The 20,311-nt window shown below is 42.0% G+C and carries 15 protein-coding genes; 10 read left to right on the forward strand and 5 right to left on the reverse strand.

Features of this window, described 5'->3' with window-relative positions; translation table 11 throughout:
* Positions 1-46 precede the first annotated feature (46 nt).
* The 4 genes from odhB (at position 47) to L3V25_RS09560 (ending at position 3,956) form a co-directional block, all read left to right on the forward strand.
* Positions 47-1,258 (forward strand): 2-oxoglutarate dehydrogenase complex dihydrolipoyllysine-residue succinyltransferase, encoded by a 1,212-nt coding sequence (gene odhB / locus L3V25_RS09545; RefSeq protein WP_237295146.1) that lies wholly within the window; start codon positions 47-49, stop codon positions 1,256-1,258.
* Positions 1,259-1,417: 159 nt separating this feature from the next.
* Entirely contained in the window at positions 1,418-2,584 is a 1,167-nt protein-coding gene (sucC, locus tag L3V25_RS09550; RefSeq protein ID WP_027697011.1) for an ADP-forming succinate--CoA ligase subunit beta, read from the forward strand.
* Complete coding sequence (gene sucD, locus L3V25_RS09555; RefSeq protein ID WP_027697012.1) at positions 2,584-3,456, forward strand: succinate--CoA ligase subunit alpha; 873 nt, start codon at positions 2,584-2,586, stop codon at positions 3,454-3,456. Before sucC ends, sucD begins: the two co-directional genes overlap by 1 nt.
* A gap of 122 nt (positions 3,457-3,578) precedes the next feature.
* On the forward strand, positions 3,579-3,956 hold the full coding sequence (locus L3V25_RS09560; RefSeq protein WP_237295147.1) for a VOC family protein: 378 nt from the start codon (positions 3,579-3,581) through the stop codon (positions 3,954-3,956).
* Positions 3,957-4,016: 60 nt separating this feature from the next.
* Here the strand turns inward: L3V25_RS09560 and L3V25_RS09565 are convergent, their stop codons facing one another.
* The 3 genes from L3V25_RS09565 to znuC all read right to left on the reverse strand — a co-directional run bounded on the left by L3V25_RS09565 (position 4,017) and on the right by znuC (position 7,821).
* Positions 4,017-5,870 carry an alpha-amylase family glycosyl hydrolase gene (locus L3V25_RS09565; RefSeq protein WP_237295401.1) on the reverse strand — a complete coding sequence of 618 codons (1,854 nt, stop codon included), beginning with the start codon at positions 5,868-5,870 and terminating at the stop codon, positions 4,017-4,019.
* Positions 5,871-6,228: 358 nt separating this feature from the next.
* Entirely contained in the window at positions 6,229-7,014 is a 786-nt protein-coding gene (gene znuB / locus L3V25_RS09570) for a zinc ABC transporter permease subunit ZnuB (RefSeq protein WP_237295148.1), read from the reverse strand.
* A 3-nt stretch (positions 7,015-7,017) separates the two neighbouring features.
* Positions 7,018-7,821 carry a zinc ABC transporter ATP-binding protein ZnuC gene (gene znuC / locus L3V25_RS09575; RefSeq protein ID WP_237295149.1) on the reverse strand — a complete coding sequence of 268 codons (804 nt, stop codon included), beginning with the start codon at positions 7,819-7,821 and terminating at the stop codon, positions 7,018-7,020.
* Positions 7,822-7,989: 168 nt separating this feature from the next.
* On the opposite strand from znuC, the gene znuA reads away from it, so the two are divergent.
* The 5 genes from znuA to feoB all read left to right on the forward strand — a co-directional run bounded on the left by znuA (position 7,990) and on the right by feoB (position 16,993).
* Positions 7,990-8,895: a zinc ABC transporter substrate-binding protein ZnuA gene (gene znuA / locus L3V25_RS09580; RefSeq protein WP_237295402.1), complete on the forward strand. Its 906-nt coding sequence runs from the start codon at positions 7,990-7,992 to the stop codon at positions 8,893-8,895.
* A 9-nt stretch (positions 8,896-8,904) separates the two neighbouring features.
* Positions 8,905-10,197: a peptidoglycan DD-metalloendopeptidase family protein gene (locus L3V25_RS09585; RefSeq protein ID WP_237295150.1), complete on the forward strand. Its 1,293-nt coding sequence runs from the start codon at positions 8,905-8,907 to the stop codon at positions 10,195-10,197.
* Positions 10,198-10,427: 230 nt separating this feature from the next.
* Positions 10,428-13,883: a helix-turn-helix domain-containing protein gene (locus tag L3V25_RS09590; protein ID WP_237295151.1), complete on the forward strand. Its 3,456-nt coding sequence runs from the start codon at positions 10,428-10,430 to the stop codon at positions 13,881-13,883.
* Positions 13,884-14,477: 594 nt separating this feature from the next.
* Entirely contained in the window at positions 14,478-14,708 is a 231-nt protein-coding gene (locus tag L3V25_RS09595; protein ID WP_027697019.1) for a ferrous iron transport protein A, read from the forward strand.
* Positions 14,705-16,993, forward strand: a complete 2,289-nt coding sequence (feoB, locus tag L3V25_RS09600) for a Fe(2+) transporter permease subunit FeoB (protein ID WP_237295152.1) — start codon at positions 14,705-14,707, stop codon at positions 16,991-16,993. The genes L3V25_RS09595 and feoB overlap by 4 nt, the downstream gene beginning before the upstream one ends.
* A gap of 121 nt (positions 16,994-17,114) precedes the next feature.
* Here feoB and L3V25_RS09605 read toward each other — a convergent pair whose 3' ends face one another.
* Entirely contained in the window at positions 17,115-17,546 is a 432-nt protein-coding gene (locus L3V25_RS09605; protein WP_237295403.1) for an HIT domain-containing protein, read from the reverse strand.
* 112 nt (positions 17,547-17,658) lie between these two features.
* Entirely contained in the window at positions 17,659-19,392 is a 1,734-nt protein-coding gene (gene argS / locus L3V25_RS09610; protein WP_237295153.1) for an arginine--tRNA ligase, read from the reverse strand.
* A 276-nt stretch (positions 19,393-19,668) separates the two neighbouring features.
* On the opposite strand from argS, the gene L3V25_RS09615 reads away from it, so the two are divergent.
* Positions 19,669-20,280 carry a VOC family protein gene (locus tag L3V25_RS09615; RefSeq protein WP_237295154.1) on the forward strand — a complete coding sequence of 204 codons (612 nt, stop codon included), beginning with the start codon at positions 19,669-19,671 and terminating at the stop codon, positions 20,278-20,280.
* The last annotated feature ends 31 nt before the right edge of the window (positions 20,281-20,311 follow it).

The raw sequence follows: 20,311 nt of genomic DNA on the forward strand, positions 1-20,311 counted from the left end.
ATTATTACTCCTAGTTGAATGAACTAGAGATAAGGACTTTACAGATATGACAATTGAAATTCTGGTTCCAGATTTACCTGAATCCGTAGCAGATGCGACTATTGCTACATGGCACAAACAACCGGGTGACTCGGTACAACGTGATGAAGTGTTGGTTGAAATTGAAACTGACAAAGTAGTGCTAGAAGTACCTGCTCCTGATGATGGCGTGTTAGAAGCCATTGTGGAAGAAGAAGGGGCAACAGTTCTTTCAAAGCAGCTAATCGCTAAATTGAAAGCAGGCGCAGTCGCTGGAGAACCAACTAAAGATAAAGCAGAGTCAAGCGAAGCATCGCCAGATAAACGCCATAAAGCAGCTTTAAGTGAAGAGTCTAATGACGCACTAAGTCCTGCGGTTCGTCGTTTATTAGCGGAACACAACCTTGAAGCATCTGATGTGAAAGGTACTGGTGTTGGTGGTCGTATTACTCGTGAAGATGTTGATGCGCACCTTGCTAAGAAATCAGCCGCGCCAGCGAAAGAAGAGAAAGAAGCTCAAGTTGAAGCGTCTACCGCTGCTCGTACTGAAAAACGTGTACCAATGACTCGTTTACGTAAAACGGTCGCAAATCGTCTGCTTGAAGCGAAAAATTCAACCGCGATGCTGACAACCTTTAACGAAGTGAACATGAAGCCAATTATGGATCTTCGTGCTCAATATAAAGACCAGTTTGAGAAGCGTCATGATACGCGCTTAGGCTTTATGTCTTTCTATGTTAAAGCGGTAACAGAAGCGTTGAAGCGTTACCCTGAAGTGAATGCTTCTATCGATGGCGATGATATCGTTTATCACAACTATTTTGATATCAGCATGGCGGTTTCTACGCCACGTGGCCTTGTTACTCCAGTACTAAAAGACTGTGACACACTAGGTTTTGCTGATATTGAAAAAGGCATTAAAGAGCTTGCAATCAAAGGGCGTGATGGCAAATTGCAAGTTGAAGATTTAATGGGCGGTAACTTCACTATCACAAATGGTGGTGTATTTGGCTCATTAATGTCGACACCAATCATCAACCCACCACAAGCGGCAATCTTGGGCATGCACAAAATCCAAGATCGTCCAATGGCGGTAAACGGTAAAGTAGAAATTTTACCAATGATGTACCTTGCTCTGTCTTACGACCACCGTCTGATTGATGGCCGTGAATCTGTTGGATTCTTAGTAACCATCAAAGAGTTACTGGAAGATCCAGCTCGCTTGTTACTTGATATCTAATCGCGATATTGAAATGAGCAATAAATTGGGTAGTTGTTGGTCTATAGCTACCCAATCAAATAAAAAAGTACACCTACATAAATAATGGCATTCCCTTACTTACATTAAATGCCAATGGAAATAATAAATCCTCACGGATAATGAAATGGAAATAGCACAATGAATTTGCATGAATATCAAGCTAAACAGCTGTTCGCTGAATTCGGATTGCCAGTACCGGAAGGTTACGCTTGCAATACTCCTCTTGAAGCTTATGAAGCCGCAGGTCGCATTAATACCGCGAAGAAAGTGGTGAAATGTCAGGTACATGCTGGTGGTCGCGGTAAAGCGGGCGGTGTGGAACTGCACGACACCAAAGATGGTGTAAAAGAATTTGCTCAAAAGTGGCTAGGTAAAAACTTAGTGACTTATCAAACAGATGCTAACGGCCAACCAGTGACGAAAATCTTGGTGGAAGAAGCATCAGACATCGCCAATGAATTGTACCTAGGTGCAGTGGTTGACCGTGGTACACGTCGTATCGTGTTCATGGCATCAACGGAAGGCGGTGTTGAAATCGAAAAAGTGGCGGAAGAAACGCCAGAACTTATTCATAAAGCAGCGATCGATCCATTGGTTGGCCCTCAGGCATACCAAGGACGTGAACTTGCATTCAAACTTGGCCTTAAAGGCAATCAAATCAAACAGTTTACTCAGATCTTCATGGGTCTAGGTACTATGTTTGCACAATACGATTTAGCGTTACTTGAAATTAATCCATTGGTTATTACAGGTTCAGGCGATCTATTGTGTCTAGACGGTAAAATTAACATCGATTCAAATGCGATGTACCGTCAACCAAAATTGCGTGAAATGCACGATCCATCTCAAGAAGATGAGCGTGAAGCACATGCGGCACAATACGAACTTAACTATGTTGCTTTAGATGGTAATGTTGGTTGCATGGTAAATGGTGCTGGCCTTGCGATGGGGACTATGGACATCGTTAACCTACACGGTGGTAAGCCTGCAAACTTCCTTGATGTAGGCGGCGGCGCAACTAAAGAACGTGTTGCTGAAGCATTTAAGATCATCTTGTCTGACACCAATGTAAAAGCGGTTCTAGTGAACATCTTTGGTGGTATCGTTCGTTGTGACATGATTGCAGAAGGTATCATTGGCGCAGTGAAAGAAGTCGGCGTTGAAGTACCAGTAGTGGTTCGTCTTGAAGGCACAAACGCAGAGCTTGGCCGTGAAGTATTGGCGAAATCTGGTTTAGATATCATTGCAGCAACATCTCTTAAAGATGCAGCAGTTCAAGTAGTTAAAGCGGCGGAGGGCAAATAATGTCAGTACTAATTAATAAAGATACCAAAGTTATTTGCCAAGGTTTCACTGGCGGTCAAGGTACGTTCCACTCAGAGCAAGCGATTGCTTATGGAACACAAATGGTAGGTGGTGTATCTCCAGGTAAAGGTGGTACTGAGCATCTAGGTCTTCCAGTATTTAATACCGTCCGCGAAGCAGTTGAAGCAACGGGCGCAACGGCAACGGTTATTTATGTACCGGCTGCATTTTGTAAAGATGCAATTTTAGAAGCGATTGATGCTGGTATTGAACTGATTGTAACGATCACAGAAGGTATTCCTACGCTTGATATGCTTGACGTAAAAGTGAAGCTAGAAGAAACCGGCGTTCGCATGATTGGTCCTAACTGCCCAGGTGTGATTACTCCGGGTGAATGTAAGATTGGTATCATGCCAGGTCATATTCATAAGCCAGGTCGCGTAGGTATCGTTTCTCGTTCAGGTACACTAACGTACGAAGCGGTTAAGCAAACGACGGATGCTGGTTTTGGTCAATCGACTTGTGTTGGTATTGGTGGTGACCCAATTCCAGGCACTAACTTTATCGATGTATTGGAAATGTTCCAAAACGATCCAGCGACCGAAGCAATCGTAATGATTGGTGAAATCGGTGGTACGGCAGAAGAAGAAGCAGCGGCTTATATTAAAGCGAATGTTACTAAGCCTGTCGTTTCTTACATTGCAGGTGTAACGGCTCCTCCGGGTAAACGTATGGGCCATGCTGGTGCGATTATTTCTGGTGGTAAAGGTACTGCTGAAGATAAATTTGCAGCACTTGAAGCTGCTGGTGTAAAAACAACGAAGTCATTGGCAGAAATTGGCGATGCACTAAAAGAAGTGACAGGCTGGTAAGCTTTCGTTATCTACTCTTTAGTATGAAAGGTCATCTTCGGGTGGCCTTTTTTATTGGTTTTTTATATATAAATAGATACAGTGAACGAGACACCTTATTTCACTCATTGAAAGGAATAACTATGTTTAGTCATATCATGCTTGGTGCTACGGATCTTGAAGCATCGAAAAAATTCTACGATGCCATATTAGGTACTCTGGGGTACGAGCCTGGGATCATTAAAGGTGATAGTTGTATTTATGCCACATCAACGGGCGTCTTTATTATTAAGAAACCATTGAACGGTGAGGCTGCCAGCCATGGTAATGGTTCGACTTTCGGGTTTGCGATTGCAACGCCTGAACTTGTACATGCATGGCATGATGCTGGTGTAGCGAATGGTGGAATTACCTGTGAAGATCCTCCGGGTGAGCGAAATGGAATGGCAGGTCGTTTGTATCTGGCTTATTTGCGCGATCCGGCGGGCAATAAACTATGCGGTACACACCGTTTAGCTTAATAGTAATAAATTAAAGCCGGATGAAGTAACATCCGGCTTGATTCTAGAATGGTATTTTAGCTACTTACATTTGGATAGCATTATTTTTTCAGGACTTCCTGAGTCAGAAAATTGTAGACTCCAAACATATTTCCCTGAGCTAGGGATTAGCGCCGCGGTATCTTTACCATAGCCACCATATTTTAATTGGTTTGTTTTACCCGCGCTGACTTCCAGAGTGGCAGAAGTAAACTGAGGCTTCCAATCTTTGCTGGCATATTGCATTCGATAGCTACCAGCTTGTTCGTCTACGATCGCTTGATAAACACCTTTTCCTTTATAGTGGAATTGTCGAGCCGCCACATGTTTCCAACCCGAATCGGTAAAATCACCGACAACATAGAGAGGTTTGTCGATAGGACCAGTTTCGTCTAACGTCGGATTATCACATTGCGCCAAAAAACCGTTACCCGATAGCGATACTTGTGCTTTTTTGACGACTAATTTAGTTGGTTGCTGGATGGATAAAAACTTCGCCGAAAATGGTAATAGCGTTATTTGGTAGTCACCTTGAATAGGATCAATTTTATCATTCGTCCTCATGTCTACGAGTGTTCCTGATGAACCAATCTGTTCGGATTTTAGTCTGATAGTCTGCGGTTTGTTAGAGGTACTTAGCACAAAAATCATCGATTGATTCTGATAGCTTTTATGATCGATATACACATCTTGAGTCGCTAGTATCGATAGACGCTCACCTTGCGATAGCACTGGGTTAGCTGCGCGTAAGGCCATAAGTTGGCTGACTTGTTGTTTTAGTTGCGTTTGCTGAGTGGTTAAATTGGCAGTTAAGCCTTCAATTTTGGCACTAGAACGAGCCACATGATCATCGCACCAACCTTGAGCGGCACAAATATCATTGGGAACCTTATCTGAAAAATGAGCGACTTCATCACCAATCTCATCGCCATAATATAATGTGATCGGTCCTGTATAGGCGGTCATAAAACTTATGGCGGCTAAATGTCGTTGCCAGTAGCTCTCATCTTTAGGTTGAGCGATATAGCCACGCTGCAATAAATCACCAAATCGTACTAAGTCGTGATTTCCTAACATTAAATTTGGGCGTGCGTGTTTAGGGTAAAGAGCATGTAAGTCCATTCCTTGAGCAAGCCAATTACCACCTTTCTCACCAATACCATTTTCATTGACTGCAAAGGTTTCTACTAAGCGATACCGCATTGGAAAATCAAATGCAGAACATAATACAGGTTGCTCATTTGAGCCATAACCGTGCTCTGTGATGTAGTTTTGGTTGTTCCAAATTTCGGCCACCATGTAACCTAGAGGGTGTACTTGTTGCCCTTGTTGGTTTTTATACATGACGCTTTTAGAAGCTTGCTGCACTGTATTTTTTAATTTGATCCAATCTTGTGTCGGGACCTGATAAGCTTGATCTAAACGCCAGCCATCTATTTTTAATTCTTTTATCCAATAGCTCACGACTTCTTGATAAAACGGCAAACTTTGAGGGTAGGATACTGGATTGTTAGGACCATGCGGTGTTAGTCCACTTGGCGAAGGTACAATGTTCGATTTATGGTGGCCAAATACACCATCAAAAAACACATATAACCCTCGTTTATGAGCTTCTTCTACTAAGGATTTAGCTTGCTCTAACGTGCCAAATTTAGGATCTATTTTGAAGTAGTCGCTGGCGAAATAGCCGGTAGCATCTAACTTATCATCCCAATGCGATTGACCTTCAATAGGAGTAGAAGCAAAAATTGGAGTCAGCCAGATCGCATTGACTCCGAGCGATTGAATATAATCTAAAGAATTGATAATACCTTGCAGGTCACCATTATGATGACTTGTACCGTAACCATCCCCATAGTTTGCTTTATTATCACCATCTACAAAGCTTTCCACCATAATTTGATAAGTACGTAGTTCATTGCTTTGAGCAGCAGAGGGGAACTGGCAAGCGTCGGATGGTATTGCTGGAGATGATTGAGCTTGGCTAGCAAATAAACTTAGCGATAATACGCCAGTAGTAAGAAGAGAGTAGGTTGGTTTTATCATGATGATCTCTTGTTGTTATTGTAGGATGAGATCATTATCGAATGGCTCAGGGTAATAGAAACCCTCCTTTGAGCTCATTTTTTGGGCGTAGCCCTGAGGGCTGAGAGATGGGGATCACACTAGGTACTGTATGGGGTGAAAAGGAAGAAAACCAAGAGTGAGATAGAGACTAAACTCTTGGTTTTTTAGAGTGTTAACTTTGAGCGACTTAGCTGTTATGAGGTTTCAATTGGCTAAGCATAAACATCGCGGTTGCTGAAATAACCACAGAAGGGCCGGCTGGTGTATCGTAAAACCAAGAAAGTGATAAGCCGCATAGTACCGCTACCATGCCAATGCAAGAGGCTCCAATTGCCATTTGCTCGGGTGTATTTGAAAAGCGTCTTGCGGTAGCTGCCGGGATAATTAATAGCGAAGTAATAATTAATGCTCCAACAAACTTCATTCCCACCGCAATCACAAGTCCAACTAATAACATCAGCACGACACGCATTAACGGGACATTAATGCCTTCTACACTCGCGAGCTCTTCACTTATTGAAGTGGAAAGTAAAGCGCGCCAAAAGAACACCAATAATGCCATGATGACGGCACCGCCGAGATAAACAAAGGTGAGATCAGATGGGCTTATCGCTAATAAGTCACCAAACAAATAGCTCATTAAATCAACACGCACATTATCTAAGAAGCTCACAGCCACTAAGCCTAAAGACAAAGCACTATGGGCGAGAATGCCGAGTAAGGTATCGGTTGCAATAACCTTTTGTTCTTGAAGCGCAGCAAGTAATACCGCTAACCCAAGGCAACATACCACTAAAGCTAAATATAAATTGATGTCCAATAAAAAACCGAGCGCTAAACCAAGCAGTGAAGCGTGGGCTAAGGTGTCACCAAAGTAAGCCATTTTTCGCCATACCACTAGTGAGCCAAGTGGCCCAGAAATAATTGCGATACCTAGTCCGGCTAAAATAGAAGGTAATAAAATATCAAGCATGGGTTAGTGTCCACGTTTTTGCTGGTGAGTTGAAGTATGAGCACAGTTAGTATGTGAGCAAGCTTCTGGTTCACCTTCGATAGCGTCACCAGCGAGATCGTGATGATGTCGATGGTTATGATGGTAAAAAGCTAATGTATCTTTGGCGGTTTGGCCAAACATAGCGATATAAGAAGGGTGCTGGGTAATGGCTTCTGGCGCACCGGAACAGCAAATATGGTGATGTAAACAAATGACTTCGTCGGTTTGAGCCATAACGAGATGCAAATCATGAGATACCATCAAGACGGCGCAGCGAAAGCGTTGTCTTAATGAGTTAATTAAAGTGTATAAATCAATTTGTCCTTGAACATCCACACCTTGAGCTGGCTCATCAAGAACCAATAAATCAGGGCGCTGGAGCAATGCACGAGCAAGCAGTACTCGCTGGTTTTCCCCACCAGATAGCTTATGCATATCATTTTTATATAAACTTTCAGCACCGACTAAACGTAAAGCTTCCATACGTTCATTTGCACTATAGCGTCCTGCAAGCTTGAGGAAACGGTCGACGGTCAAAGGCAAGCTGTCATTTAAGCGCAACTTTTGCGGGACATAGCCAATGCGTAATTTATTTTTTTTGGTAATGGTACCGGAAGTCGATTTAATTAACCCGAGCATAATTTTAACGAGTGTAGATTTTCCTGCACCATTAGGACCAATGATTGTGGTGATTTCACCTTTATTTATGGTCAGGCTAATATTATCGAGCACCGACTTATCGTTGAACTTAACAGTGATGTTGTCGAGACGAATTAATTCAGACATTGTTAACCAGCTTGATGATGTGTAATGTTATATAGTAACATTATGTAAAATGATTACCATAACTATCAATTGCTACTATGAATCGCCATAACGATAGCCATTGATAAAACATTCTATTTGGAGAAACGAATGCAACGCATTTTATCACAAGCATGGATCGCGGTTGTAATGATATTTGGTTTTGTCTCACATGCTGCTTGGTCAAAGAGTGAAGAACAACCAATATCAGTACTGACATCTATTAAGCCATTACAATTAATAACTCAAGAGCTAACGAAAGGGGTGACGGATACCGAGGTATTGCTTGCCAATAATACTTCCCCTCATGACTATGCGTTAAAACCTTCTGATGTACGTAAATTAAAATCAGTCGATTTATTTGTGTGGATTGGACCGGGTTTAGAATCGTTTTTGGAAGGCGTGCTGGAGGGGAGTAACAATACTCTGCAACTGGATCAGTCTGAGCAAATAGATAAAATCGTTTATGACCAGCATGATGAACACGGCCATGAAGAGCACGATCATGAAGCACATGATGATGGACATCACCATCATGGTAACTACAATCCTCACTTGTGGTTAGGCCCTGTTCAAGCTCAGCAAATGGCAAAAGTGATTTCAGATAAGCTCATTGCTCTTGACCCGAGTCATAGTGAGCAGTATGCGCAAAACTATGCAGAATTCACTCAACATTTAGATACCACCATTGCGGAAGTGAAGCAAAAAATAGCGCCCGTTCAAAAGCATGGTTATTATGTTTTCCATGATGCCTACAGCTACTATGAAAATTACTTTGGTTTAAACCACTTAGGTGCTTTTACGGTTTCTCCTGATCGCCGACCTGGAGCAAAAAGCTTAATTGCGATCAGAAACGCTCTTCAGACAAATGAGGTCTATTGTGTGTTTGCTGAACCTCAATTTACGCCTGCGGTAATTGACTCTGTAACTCGTGGAACGGATGTTAATCATGGAGTGTTGGATCCACTGGCAACTGAATATGAAGCAAAGCCTGGCGCTTATTTCCAATACTTACAGGATCTCGGAACCAGCTTTAGCCAGTGCCTTACCCGTTAAGGAATATTTTTGTATAACAAGTACCAAAAGATAGGTAATAAAAAGCAGCTTCGTCTATGGGCGTGGCTGCTTTTGCTATTGCTGCCCGTAGTAGCTGTACTTAGTTATTATTTTATCTTCTCAACTAGCCACTCTCCGCTATTCAAGTCCTCACCATTTTCATTCAATCATGCAGAAAGTGTTTTTTCAGAAGCGGTATTAGAAAGAAATGATCCTAGTCTGACGCTAGAAAAAGATGTTATCGACCAGCAGCAAACACAACGTAGCTATAGCCACAAAGTTCAGTCTGGTGAAACTCTTGCGGATATTTTTAAGCTTTACGGTTTAAGTCATGATGATTTACTGGCGATGATTAAGCTGCGCCCTCAAGCGATTACTTTGCTCAACGGTCAGGTAGTTGAGTGGATGCAGGATGATTCAGGTCGTTTACTCTCGGTGCAGATCCACCGAAGTCCTCGTTTAAGTAGTGTATATACCAAAGTAAATAACCAATTCTTATTTAGACCTTTAGTCACTTCTGCTGAAAGACGATCGGTAGTTAAAGTTGGGATTGTTGGGCGTAATTTTTATCAAAGCGCACGGGCTATTGGTTTAACTCAAGAGCATATTCAAACCATCGCGACGGCGCTGTATTGGCAGGTTGATGTGACTTCTCCCATTACGATAGGAGATAAGTTTTCCGTTGAATTAGAACAGAGTGTTATTGGCGAGCAAAGTGTTGGAGCCAGTAAGGTGATGGCCATTTGGTATCAGCATCGAGGAAAAGATGTTCAAGTCGTGCGTTTTAAGGATGAACATTTTTATTATCCCGATGGTATAAGTGTTGAGAAAACGCTGGATAGACTACCTTTACGGCGTGCTTATCCGGTGAGCTCAGAGTTTAATCCTCACCGCTTAAATCCTGTCACTCATCAATATGCGCCGCACTATGGCACTGATCTAGAGACGCCAATTGGCACTCCGGTATATGCAACAGGAGAAGGTATTGTTAAAAAAGTCGGGCAGCATCCGCTAGCCGGTAAATATATTGTGATCAGTAATGGCCGGGTTTACAGCACACACTTTTTCCACTTGAGCCAAGCGCTTGTCAAAGTGGGGGATAAGGTGAAAAAAGGTCAAAAAATCGCATTAACGGGCAATACTGGACGCTCTACTGGGCCGCATTTACATTATGAACTACGCCAAAATGGCCAACCACTTGATGCAATGTTAGCGCCACTGCCTAGACAAAAGAGTATATCACCAGAGCTGCGCGCTGAGTTTACTGAGCAAGTGAAAGATCGGATGTCACAATTGCACTAGTTACTTGATTACACTAATTACTTGGGTATAAATGCAGTTTTCAATTTGAGAGATTGTTCTTATCTTCAAGTGACTGGGATATATTCCTAGATCTCGTTTTCTCCAGCGTCAGTCATTATTAACATGCACTGGATCACCAACATATTAATTGTCGCAAAATATCTGTTTAAATTGATGGCTAGTGTGCCATAATTTTGCAGTGTTCCGCTTGGTAATCATTAAGGCAGTTTGTGACTTTGCGTATTTTTCGGTTTTTAGTGTTGCTGGTAGTTTCTTTTTCCGTCAATGCGATAGAAACAGATTCCATTTTTTATTCTTTACCAAGCCAAGCGCAAGGTCATTTTTTGACGGCCAAAAAATTGTTTCCGAACGAAAAAGGCGGCGTTTGGGTTCAAGATACTCAAAACCAAATTTACTACTTTGACGGTCAACACTTTTCACTTCTTCCGGGGCGAGCATTCAATCATGATACTAACCATGTAACCTACGCAGCAGGATACTTTTGGTATATTGATAGTGGGCGCTTACTTAAAGTTGATAATACCGGACATAAGGAAGTGGTGTTTGAAAGCCAAGAGAAAGAGTTATTCCAAGCGATAGGGCAATCTGAACAAGTCGTGTGGCTGTATGGCAGTCATCGCTTTCATACCTTTGATACTCAGACCGGTGAACACCACACTATCCCTGTATCACAAATTACCCAAGGCTCAACCCGAGACAATAGCGGAATTGTTAGTGCCACTTTAGTTGCCGGAAAGTGGGTAGTGGCGACCAGTCAATCGCTTTTCTATTTAGAAAAAACGGGCATTCGACGAGTATTATCCAAACACTTCTCTAATATTAATCAATTAGCTTTTGATAAAAAAAATCTACGCCTACTGGTTGGAACGCAAAGTGGGGCCTTTAGCCTAAATATGGCCACCATCAAACCAGACGTTGAGATGATTGCTTCAGGGCAGGTTCAAACTATCTTAATTACCCCGAGCGATTATTGGATTGGTACTAAAAAAGGTTTATTTGTTCATCAATTAGACAGCCAATTGACGAAGCATATTTATGGCAGCTATCAGGATGATTTGGCGCTATCAAATAACAATATCATGGGGCTAAGTGCTGATAATAAAGGTGGGATTTGGATTGCCACCGCCAAAGGCATCAATTACTACTCACAAACTAGCGGTCTATTTAAACGAGTCCGATTTGGGCGAGAGAAATACAATTTACCTTACCTACATATTAATGATGTCGTCGCAATTAATGAGCGAACGGCATGGCTGGCAAGTAACTTAGGTTTATTTAAGGTAACGGCGAGCCATGTTGATGATAAAGAAAACAAAGTCGAAAAGTTGTTAGATTACAACGTCTCTCATATCAGCCAGTTCGAGCATATATTATGGCTAAGCCAAGGCGATAAGCTGATCCGTTATGATACGGATTCTGGTGTTGCAAACGTTATTCGTAAACAAAATAAATGGTCTGGGAGCCGCATTTCTCACTTAGTCGCCGATAATCAGGGTAATGTCTGGATCTCGAATGAACTTGGGCTTTATCGTTATTCACCGCAGCAAAAAATGACCGATGAATTAGGGCTTGAATGGATGGTGGAGCAATATGGGCCATCTACAATTACTAGTCTTTATCCGGGGGATAGTGGGAAGCTCTGGATTGGTACCGATCATGGGGTCTATCAATATAATAACCAAGCGATAAGGTTTGACTCGAGAAGTGCGGATTATGGCGATGTAGCCTCTATTACTGAATCGGTTAATAATCAGGTTTGGAGTGCGAGTAGCTACGGTTTATTACACATGCAAGATGGCGATATCAATGCAACTAAAGTCCGCTTACCTCATTCAAATAGCATTCCTCTTTGTGCTATAGGCTCGGAGCTAGGTACTTGGGTTACCACTACCAAAGGTATCCATTATTATGATCAAACTGCCGCGCTTTCTCGTTATTTCCCTACACCATTTGGTATCGTAGCCAATGAGTTTCTTCCCAATGGTTGTAGCGTATCACCGAATGGCAAAACCTTAGTACTTACTACACGTCTGGGTCTTATTTTTGCTTCAACGGAAACACTTATTCAAACCGAATTGCCCACCAATGATGTGTTGGTTGGTGAGTTTCAAGTTGAGCACTCAGTGATAATGGTCGCGCCGCAAACCAATAGCGATATTCAGGTTAATTATGGCCGCTCAGTCAGCGTGCTATTTGGTATTTTGCCGAATTTTGAAGTGCCACAAGTGCAGTATCGTTTGCTCGGCAGTGAAAAAGAAAACTGGGTGGATTTTCAAGGCTCACAGTTAACCTTTGAACATTTAGAGCCAGGTCGTTACTCCTTAGAATTAAAGACCATGTCTCAGGTGGGAACCAGTCATTCTGGGGCGAGGTATAGTTTTATCGTGAGCAAACCTTGGTATTTGCTTCCGAGTAGTGTGGCTATTTTTGCGGTATTGCTGATTGGTAGCATTGTACTGCTGATTGCATGGCGCTCCAAAATTATGGTGAAAACCAATGCAAGGTTAAGGCGTTTGATAAACCTGAAAACTCAGCAATTAAGGCATCAAAGTCAATTATTGGTTAGCAGCAATATGCAGCTACGCAAGCAAGCTCAGACTAGGCGTATATTGGTCGGCGAACGAGTAACTAAAGCTAAATCAAATCTTGATGACCTGAAAGATTACCTACACAAGAGTGACCTCAAAAATACCCCTGCGTTAAGTCACACAGAGCAAGCTCTAGAGCCTTTAGAGCAAATTTTGGCGTTATATGACAATAAGACTCCAGAGTGCACGGTATTTGATGGGCAAGTGGTGTCCTTTGTTGTTAAAGCCGTAGTGAAAGGTTGGCAACAGGAAGCGGATAAAGTTGGGATCACTTTGCTTGTTGAAGATAGTAGTCAAGGCTGTTTGGTTAAGGTTAAACACTTTAACCTTGATATGATATTAAATACCTTGATGGCGAGTGCTTTGATCCGTTCAGATGCCAATCAAATCATTCATCTCTCCGCTAAACTTACTGATGGTCGACTCCTTATTTCTATCGAAGATACCGGAGAAGGTATCTCTGAAGACGAAATACAGGCTTTTGAAGCGCAAGAGTTTGGTAGAGCGGGCTTTGAGCCTAAATTTACCTTATCAGATACTTCTCTATCTGCTATTGCCCAAATGGCTGAGCACAGTGGGGGGCATTTTGATTTTCATTATAATCAATTAATACATCGAACGCGCTTATCTATCTCATGGCCTGTCGAAGCGTGCATCCCCTCTACGAATATAGATGAAGGTGCCTGCATTGTCGAAACGCCTACTTCCCAGCAGGAAGCTCACAATGCAAATAAACCATCGAATAGCAAAGTTCAAAATGATTGGCTTGATAAAGTTTATCAATTGGTTGAGAAGCATTATCCCGACCCTGATTTTAGTACCTGTCATGCCGCCAAGATGCTGTTTGTATCGGAGAGAAGCTTGCAGAGAAAGTTTAAATCCTTATCTGGTGGGTCTTTTATGGACTATGTAACCAAAGTGCGTTTAGAAAAGGCTTGCGAGTTATTAATTTCAGGTGAGAAAATATCAGACACTGCTTTTGAAACCGGCTTTAATGACCCGTCATACTTCAGCCAAAGGTTTAAGCATTACTTTGGCTTGTCACCGTCTAAGTTTATTGAAAACTCAATAGAGTGATTTGGGGAGCCTAATAGCGCTAACCTCAGCAGAAATTGGCAAATTATAAAGCTAAGATCAAATAAGGGCGTGTTGCTTAAAACAACACGCCCTTACTTATGAATAAAAAAAACGTGACATAACCGGGGGGATCATGTCACGGGTGTAATGACACCTTCGCTTGCTGCCGGAGTGTATTGATAGACAATACACATCAGGAATAAAAAGGTTAGATAACTACGTGCTATCGATAGATGTATTTATACTGGAATGGACTTATTTTTCGTATAAAAATAACGACATAGATATATGAAATTAGCGACAAGTTGATAATTATTATCGATATTCTTTAAATTTCAATGATTTAGTTGGTTGTGGGGTTGGGTGCTTTTTCTGGGGTAATTTTTCAAATTGACGGTTTTGACGTAAACCAAAAAACAGATCTGACGATTTTGACATTAAATCCAGATGCCACCTTTTCCCACAACAGAGAATTTAAGTGACAAATAGCTATTCCATTGCAATGTTAAATTGACCTAACGCAAGAAATGAAATGTAATAAAGTGTATTATACATGCAAATGCTAATGGTTCTCATTAAAGGTTTTATTACAGTATGAAATTAAGTGAATTAAAAATGGGTCAAAGTGCCAATATTGTGCACTTAAATGCGCTTCCAAATGACATTAGAAAAAAGCTAATGATCATGGGTATGTTACCCAATACCCCAGTGACCTTAATTCGTAAAGCCCCTTTAGGTGATCCATTACAAGTTGAAGTGCGCGGAGTGTCTTTAGCAATAAGAGGCAAAGTAGCCGAAGAAATTGAGATTGAGGTGGGCCAATGAGCTTTAATATTTTAACCGTTGGTAACCCAAACAGTGGTAAAACAACATTATTTAATGGCCTAACGGGTGCTAAGCAGCATGTTGGCAACTGGGCTGGTGTAACGGTTGAGAAAAAGACCGGCTCTTTTAACCATAAGCAAACGCAATTTAACCTCACCGATTTACCTGGTATTTATTCATTAGACAGTGCCAATGATGCCAATAGTATTGATGAGTCGATCGCTTCTTCAGCGGTTTCGGCCATGCAGGCTGATCTGATCATTAATGTGGTGGACGCCACTAGCCTTGAACGCAGTTTATATATGACATTGCAATTGCGTGAATTAGGTCGTCCAATGATCGTAGTGCTCAATAAGTTGGATGCATTACATCGTGAGCGCCAAGAAATTGATGTTGATGCGTTATCGAAAGAACTCGGTTGTCCGGTTTACATTCTTTCCGCTATCAATAAGCAGCAAGTCGCCAAGTTTAAAGATGACCTTCATAAAATATCCCAAACGCCTATTGAGCTTGAAAGTCTGCATCTTGATTACGGTTCTCAAATCGAATCAGCGATTGCTGAGTTAAACCCGCTATGGCCTGCTGAGCGTATTATTTCTCCTCGTGCTATGTCTATTCGTGCGTTAGAGCAAGATGGTTTAATGCTATCTCACCTTTCAGCAAATGATTTAGAACTACATAAAGCATTATCAGAAAGGTTATCGGCGGATTTTGATATCGATCTCGCGATTACAAATACCAAATATAGCTACTTACATGAGGTGTGTAAGCAAGTTCGTATCCTTGATTCTGCTTTAAGTAAAAACTTCACGCAAAAAGTGGATCAGATTGTTTTGAACAAATGGTTTGGTATTCCATTTTTCTTTTGTGTTATGTACTTAATGTTTATGTTTTCTATCAATATTGGTAGTGCCTTTATCGACTTTTTCGATATTGGTGTTGGAGCAATATTGGTTGATGGCGGGCATTATTTACTCGATGGACACTTGCCGGTTTGGTTAGTCACGGTACTGGCTGATGGTATTGGTGGTGGTATTCAAACAGTAGCGACTTTCATTCCTGTGATTGCTTGTTTGTACTTGTTTTTATCGTTACTAGAAAGCTCAGGCTATATGGCTCGTGCAGCTTTCGTATTAGATAAAGTGATGCAAAAAATTGGCTTGCCGGGTAAGGCGTTTGTGCCACTGATTTTAGGCTTTGGTTGTAACGTGCCGGCGATTATGGCAACTCGTACCATGGACCAAGAGCGTGAACGTAAGTTATCGGCGGCGATGGCTCCATTTATGTCTTGTGGTGCGCGTTTACCGGTATATACCTTATTTGCAGCAGCATTCTTTCCACATAGCGGTCAAAATGTTGTGTTTGCTCTTTATTTACTTGGTATTTTGGCGGCGGTATTTACCGGTATGCTACTTAAGAAAACGCTTTATCCAGGTAAGAGCAGTAGTTTCATAATGGAAATTCCCGATTATGAAATCCCAACGATGCGTAATGTGATCATTAAAACATGGCAGAAATTAAAACGTTTCGTACTTGGTGCTGGTAAGACGATTGTTATCGTAGTCGCAGTATTAAGCTTCTTTAATTCACTCGGAACCGATGGCTCGTTTGGTAATGAAGATAGCCAAAACTCTGTGTTATCGAAAGCAGCACAAGTTGTTACGCCTGTATTTGCACCTATGGGGGTAGATCAAGATAACTGGCCAGCGACAGTTGGTATTATTACCGGTATTTTTGCTAAAGAAGCGGTAGTAGGAACATTGAATAATCTATATTCAGATCCACAAGAAGAAGATGCAGAATTTAACTTAGTGGATAGCCTTAAAGAAGCGTTGCAAACTATCCCTGATAACCTTGCAGGCCTGAGCTTTAGTGATCCTCTTGGTATTGAAGTTGGCGATCTAGGTGATTCAACTGCCGCTGCCGAAGAACAAGGCGTAAGCTCAGGTATCTTTGGTAATTTACAAGCCTACTTTGTGACGGGGGGGGCAGCCTTTGCTTACTTATTGTTTATCTTACTATACACACCATGTGTCGCAGCGATGGGGGCGTATGTTCGTGAATTTGGGCCTAAGTTTGCGCGCTTTATTGGCTTGTGGACCATGTTCTTAGCTTATGCTTCTGCGGTCATTTATTATCAAGCCACCAGCTTTGCTGTGCATCCATTATCGAGCAGCTTGTGGATTGGTTTGATGCTGATTGCTTTTGTGATTGTTTATATTCGCTTAAAGCAGATTGGACAAAAAGAGCAAGCACTACGAATTGATGTGGTTAACATTAACTAGCTGACTGCGGAATAATAAGAAAGGCTCAGAATGTGAACGTTCTGAGCCTTTTCTATTGGTGCCAGATTTTTTATTGTCGCTAGTCTTTTTTATGGGGAGCAATCTTTTTACTGGTATCAGCTTAGCGGCTAAATTGCGGGTATTGATTTTTAAAGGCATCTGCAAGAGTCTGAATTAAGCTTTCAGTTTCTTGCGCTGAACGTTGTTTCCCTTCTGTATTTCCCCAAACCGGCCCCGGCCAAGCCACATCGGTTTCAAAACGCGCAATATGATGAATATGCAATTGCGGTACCATATTTCCAAGTGCGCCTAAATTGAGCTTCTTAGGATTAAATAACTTCTCTAGGTTTTCAAATACCGTTTGAGATTCAACTAGAAATTGCTGCTGCTGTTCCATCGGTAAATGATGCAACTCTTGAAGGTCATTAATTTTAGGTACTAAGATCACCCAAGGTCCGATATTTTCTTTATGCAGTAGCGCTAAACAAAGAGGGAATTCACCGATAACATCTGTGTCTTTTTGCAATTGTGGATGCAGTGTAAAACTCATGATTAACCTTCATATCGTTGTTGTATTTGGTATTAGAAAAGCATATCACCAAATGGATAAAAAAATCCCCTCGATTGCTCAAGGGGATCATTTATATATTAGTAACGCGTATTGATTACATGCGCTCTAAGGTTTCGATACCTAGTAGGTCAAGACCTTGTTTGATGGTCTTAGCGGTAAGCGCAGCCAGTTTCAAGCGGCTTTGCTTCACGGCTTCATCTTCAGCGCTCAAGATAGGGCAAGCTTCATAGAAACTAGAGAACTGACCGGCTAGCTCAAATAGGTAGCTACACATTAGATGAGGTTGACCTTCGCGAGCAACTGATGTCACGGCTTCATCAAATTGAAGAAGTTTCGAAATCAGAGCTTTTTCTTTGTCATCACCGACCATGATATCGCCAGATAGGCTGTTCATGTCGATTCCTGCTTTAGCAAAGATAGACGCCACACGAGTGTAAGCATATTGCATGTAAGGAGCAGTGTTACCTTCGAATGCAAGCATATTGTCCCAGTCGAAGATGTAATCGGTAGTACGATGCTTAGAAAGATCAGAATATTTTACCGCTGCCATTGCAACAGTATTTGCAATGTTGGCTTTTTCTTCTGTCGCAAGCTCTGGGTTTTTCTCTTCAATCAGTTTTTGTGCACGTTCTGTCGCTTCATCAAGAAGATCGGCTAAACGAACCGTACCGCCAGCGCGAGTTTTAAATGGACGACCATCTTTACCTAGCATCATGCCGAAAGCGTGGTGTTCAAGAGAAACAGACTCAGGCACATAACCGGCTTTACGTACGATAGTCCAAGCTTGCATTAGATGTTGGTGTTGACGTGAATCGATGAAGTACAACACGCGATCCGCACCTAGTGTTTCATAACGATATTTCGCACAAGCAATATCGGTAGTGGTGTACAGGTAACCACCATCACGTTTTTGCACGATAACGCCCATAGGTTCGCCATCTTTGTTTTTGTACTCATCTAGGAAGACGACTTGCGCGCCATCATCTTCAACCGCTAAACCTTGTGCTTTTAGGTCAGCGACGATAGTTGGCAACATGTCGTTGTACATGCTTTCACCCATCACGTTATCACGAGATAGAGAAACATTGAGACGGTCATAGTTACGTTGGTTTTGGATCATGGTGACATCGACCAATTTCTTCCACATTTTCGCGCAATGTTCATCACCGCCTTGTAGTTTAACTACGTAGCCACGAGCACGTTCTGCAAACGCTTCATCTTCATCGTATAACTTTTTCGATTCGCGGTAGAAGCCTTCAAGATCGGCCAGTTCCATTGAAACTTCGCCTTGTTCTTTTTCAACACGCTCAAGGTTGGCAATCAACATACCAAATTGCGTACCCCAGTCACCGATGTGGTTAGCACGAATCACTTTGTGGCCTAAAAACTCAAGGGTACGAACGACCGCATCACCGATGATGGTTGAACGTAAGTGACCAACGTGCATTTCTTTAGCAACGTTTGGCGCAGAGTAATCGGCAACGATAGTTTGTTGCTCTTGAGTGGCAATGCCTAAACGTTCATCGGCTAGTGCAGCAGAAGCTTGTTTGGCTAAGAAAGCAGGGTCTAGGAAGATGTTAATGAAACCCGGGCCAGCAATTTCAGCTTTGCTCGCAATACCGTCTAGGTCTAAAACATCAATTACTTTTTGCGCAAACTCACGAGGGTTCATACCCAATTTTTTTGCTACACCCATAACACCGTTTGCTTGGTAATCACCAAATTGTGCTTTGGCTGATTGTCGAACTGTTGCTGGGCTTCCAGCGGGTGCGCCAGCGGCTTCGAGAGCTTTCGATACTTTGTCATTAATAAGGGCTGCAATATTCACGTGTGCTTCCTATGTAGTAGCTGTAAGAGTGGTTGTACTTTCGGTCGACAACCAGTCAAAATTTTTAATTAGAAAATGTGATCTATGATACCAATATTTACGGCGACATGAAAAACCTAATCTGCAATTTAAAGTGATTTTATTGGGTTTATTCGCACTAACTCTTAAACCATCGCCTTATACCCATGTCACTTGAGTGTATTGACTATTTCAATTGCTTTGGTTGCCGAAATATTTCAGATACACTTCCACTATAACTTCATATTTTGGATGTCCATGACGATGACTACCTCAGCACCCACTTCTTTATCGCCTCACTCATTATTCCCGAAAACCTTGCTAGCGGATTTACCTCGTTTTTGGGGTGATACTCTAACCTTGGCAGATGAGTTGGGAATCGATATTCAACCTCTTGTGGCTGACCATGTTGCAATGCGAATTAATGATCTTGATGTGGCTAAAAATGCCCATCAAGAGTGGCTAACGCAGGGCACGCAAATTTCCAATGCGATGATTAATGGCCGCCCAATTATTGTGATTGAATTTGATAAGCCGTTACAGATTGAAAACCATAGTATTGAATGCCTAGAGTTGCCTTATCCAAGTGATAAAACTTATCCGAATGAAGGTTGGGAGCATGTGGAGTTTGTGGTGCCTAGTTCTGCGCAAACTGCACCGGAGTTTGTCGGAGAGGTAAAAGCCGCATTTCCGCAATTAAAAGCTAATTGGGATAGCTTGGGTGAAAAAGGGATCAAAGTGAAATTATCCAGCCCGCAAGGAGAAGGGGAGCGTTTGGCCAATCCGACCGTGGCTTTCAAAAAAAATGGTGTGTGTATTAAGCTACATCCACATACGTTAAAAGAAGTGATAGCTAGCGAGCAAGCGTAACTCGTTAGCCTTATTGAAAAGAAAAGGGGCG

It is taken from the genome of Vibrio sp. CK2-1 (assembly GCF_021726515.1).
GTDB lineage: Bacteria > Pseudomonadota > Gammaproteobacteria > Enterobacterales > Vibrionaceae > Vibrio.

Bases quoted from the DNA above. Each gene is read 5' to 3' on its own strand.
- odhB (WP_237295146.1), top strand. From the start codon at position 47: ATGACAATTGAAATTCTGGTTCCAGATTTACCTGAATCCGTAGCAGAT.
- sucC (WP_027697011.1), top strand. From the start codon at position 1,418: ATGAATTTGCATGAATATCAAGCTAAACAGCTGTTCGCTGAATTCGGA.
- sucD (WP_027697012.1), top strand. From the start codon at position 2,584: ATGTCAGTACTAATTAATAAAGATACCAAAGTTATTTGCCAAGGTTTC.
- L3V25_RS09560 (WP_237295147.1), top strand. From the start codon at position 3,579: ATGTTTAGTCATATCATGCTTGGTGCTACGGATCTTGAAGCATCGAAA.
- L3V25_RS09565 (WP_237295401.1), bottom strand. From the start codon at position 5,870: ATGGTGGAAAGCTTTGTAGATGGTGATAATAAAGCAAACTATGGGGAT.
- znuB (WP_237295148.1), bottom strand. From the start codon at position 7,014: ATGCTTGATATTTTATTACCTTCTATTTTAGCCGGACTAGGTATCGCA.
- znuC (WP_237295149.1), bottom strand. From the start codon at position 7,821: ATGTCTGAATTAATTCGTCTCGACAACATCACTGTTAAGTTCAACGAT.
- znuA (WP_237295402.1), top strand. From the start codon at position 7,990: ATGATATTTGGTTTTGTCTCACATGCTGCTTGGTCAAAGAGTGAAGAA.
- L3V25_RS09595 (WP_027697019.1), top strand. From the start codon at position 14,478: ATGAAATTAAGTGAATTAAAAATGGGTCAAAGTGCCAATATTGTGCAC.
- feoB (WP_237295152.1), top strand. From the start codon at position 14,705: ATGAGCTTTAATATTTTAACCGTTGGTAACCCAAACAGTGGTAAAACA.
- L3V25_RS09615 (WP_237295154.1), top strand. From the start codon at position 19,669: ATGACGATGACTACCTCAGCACCCACTTCTTTATCGCCTCACTCATTA.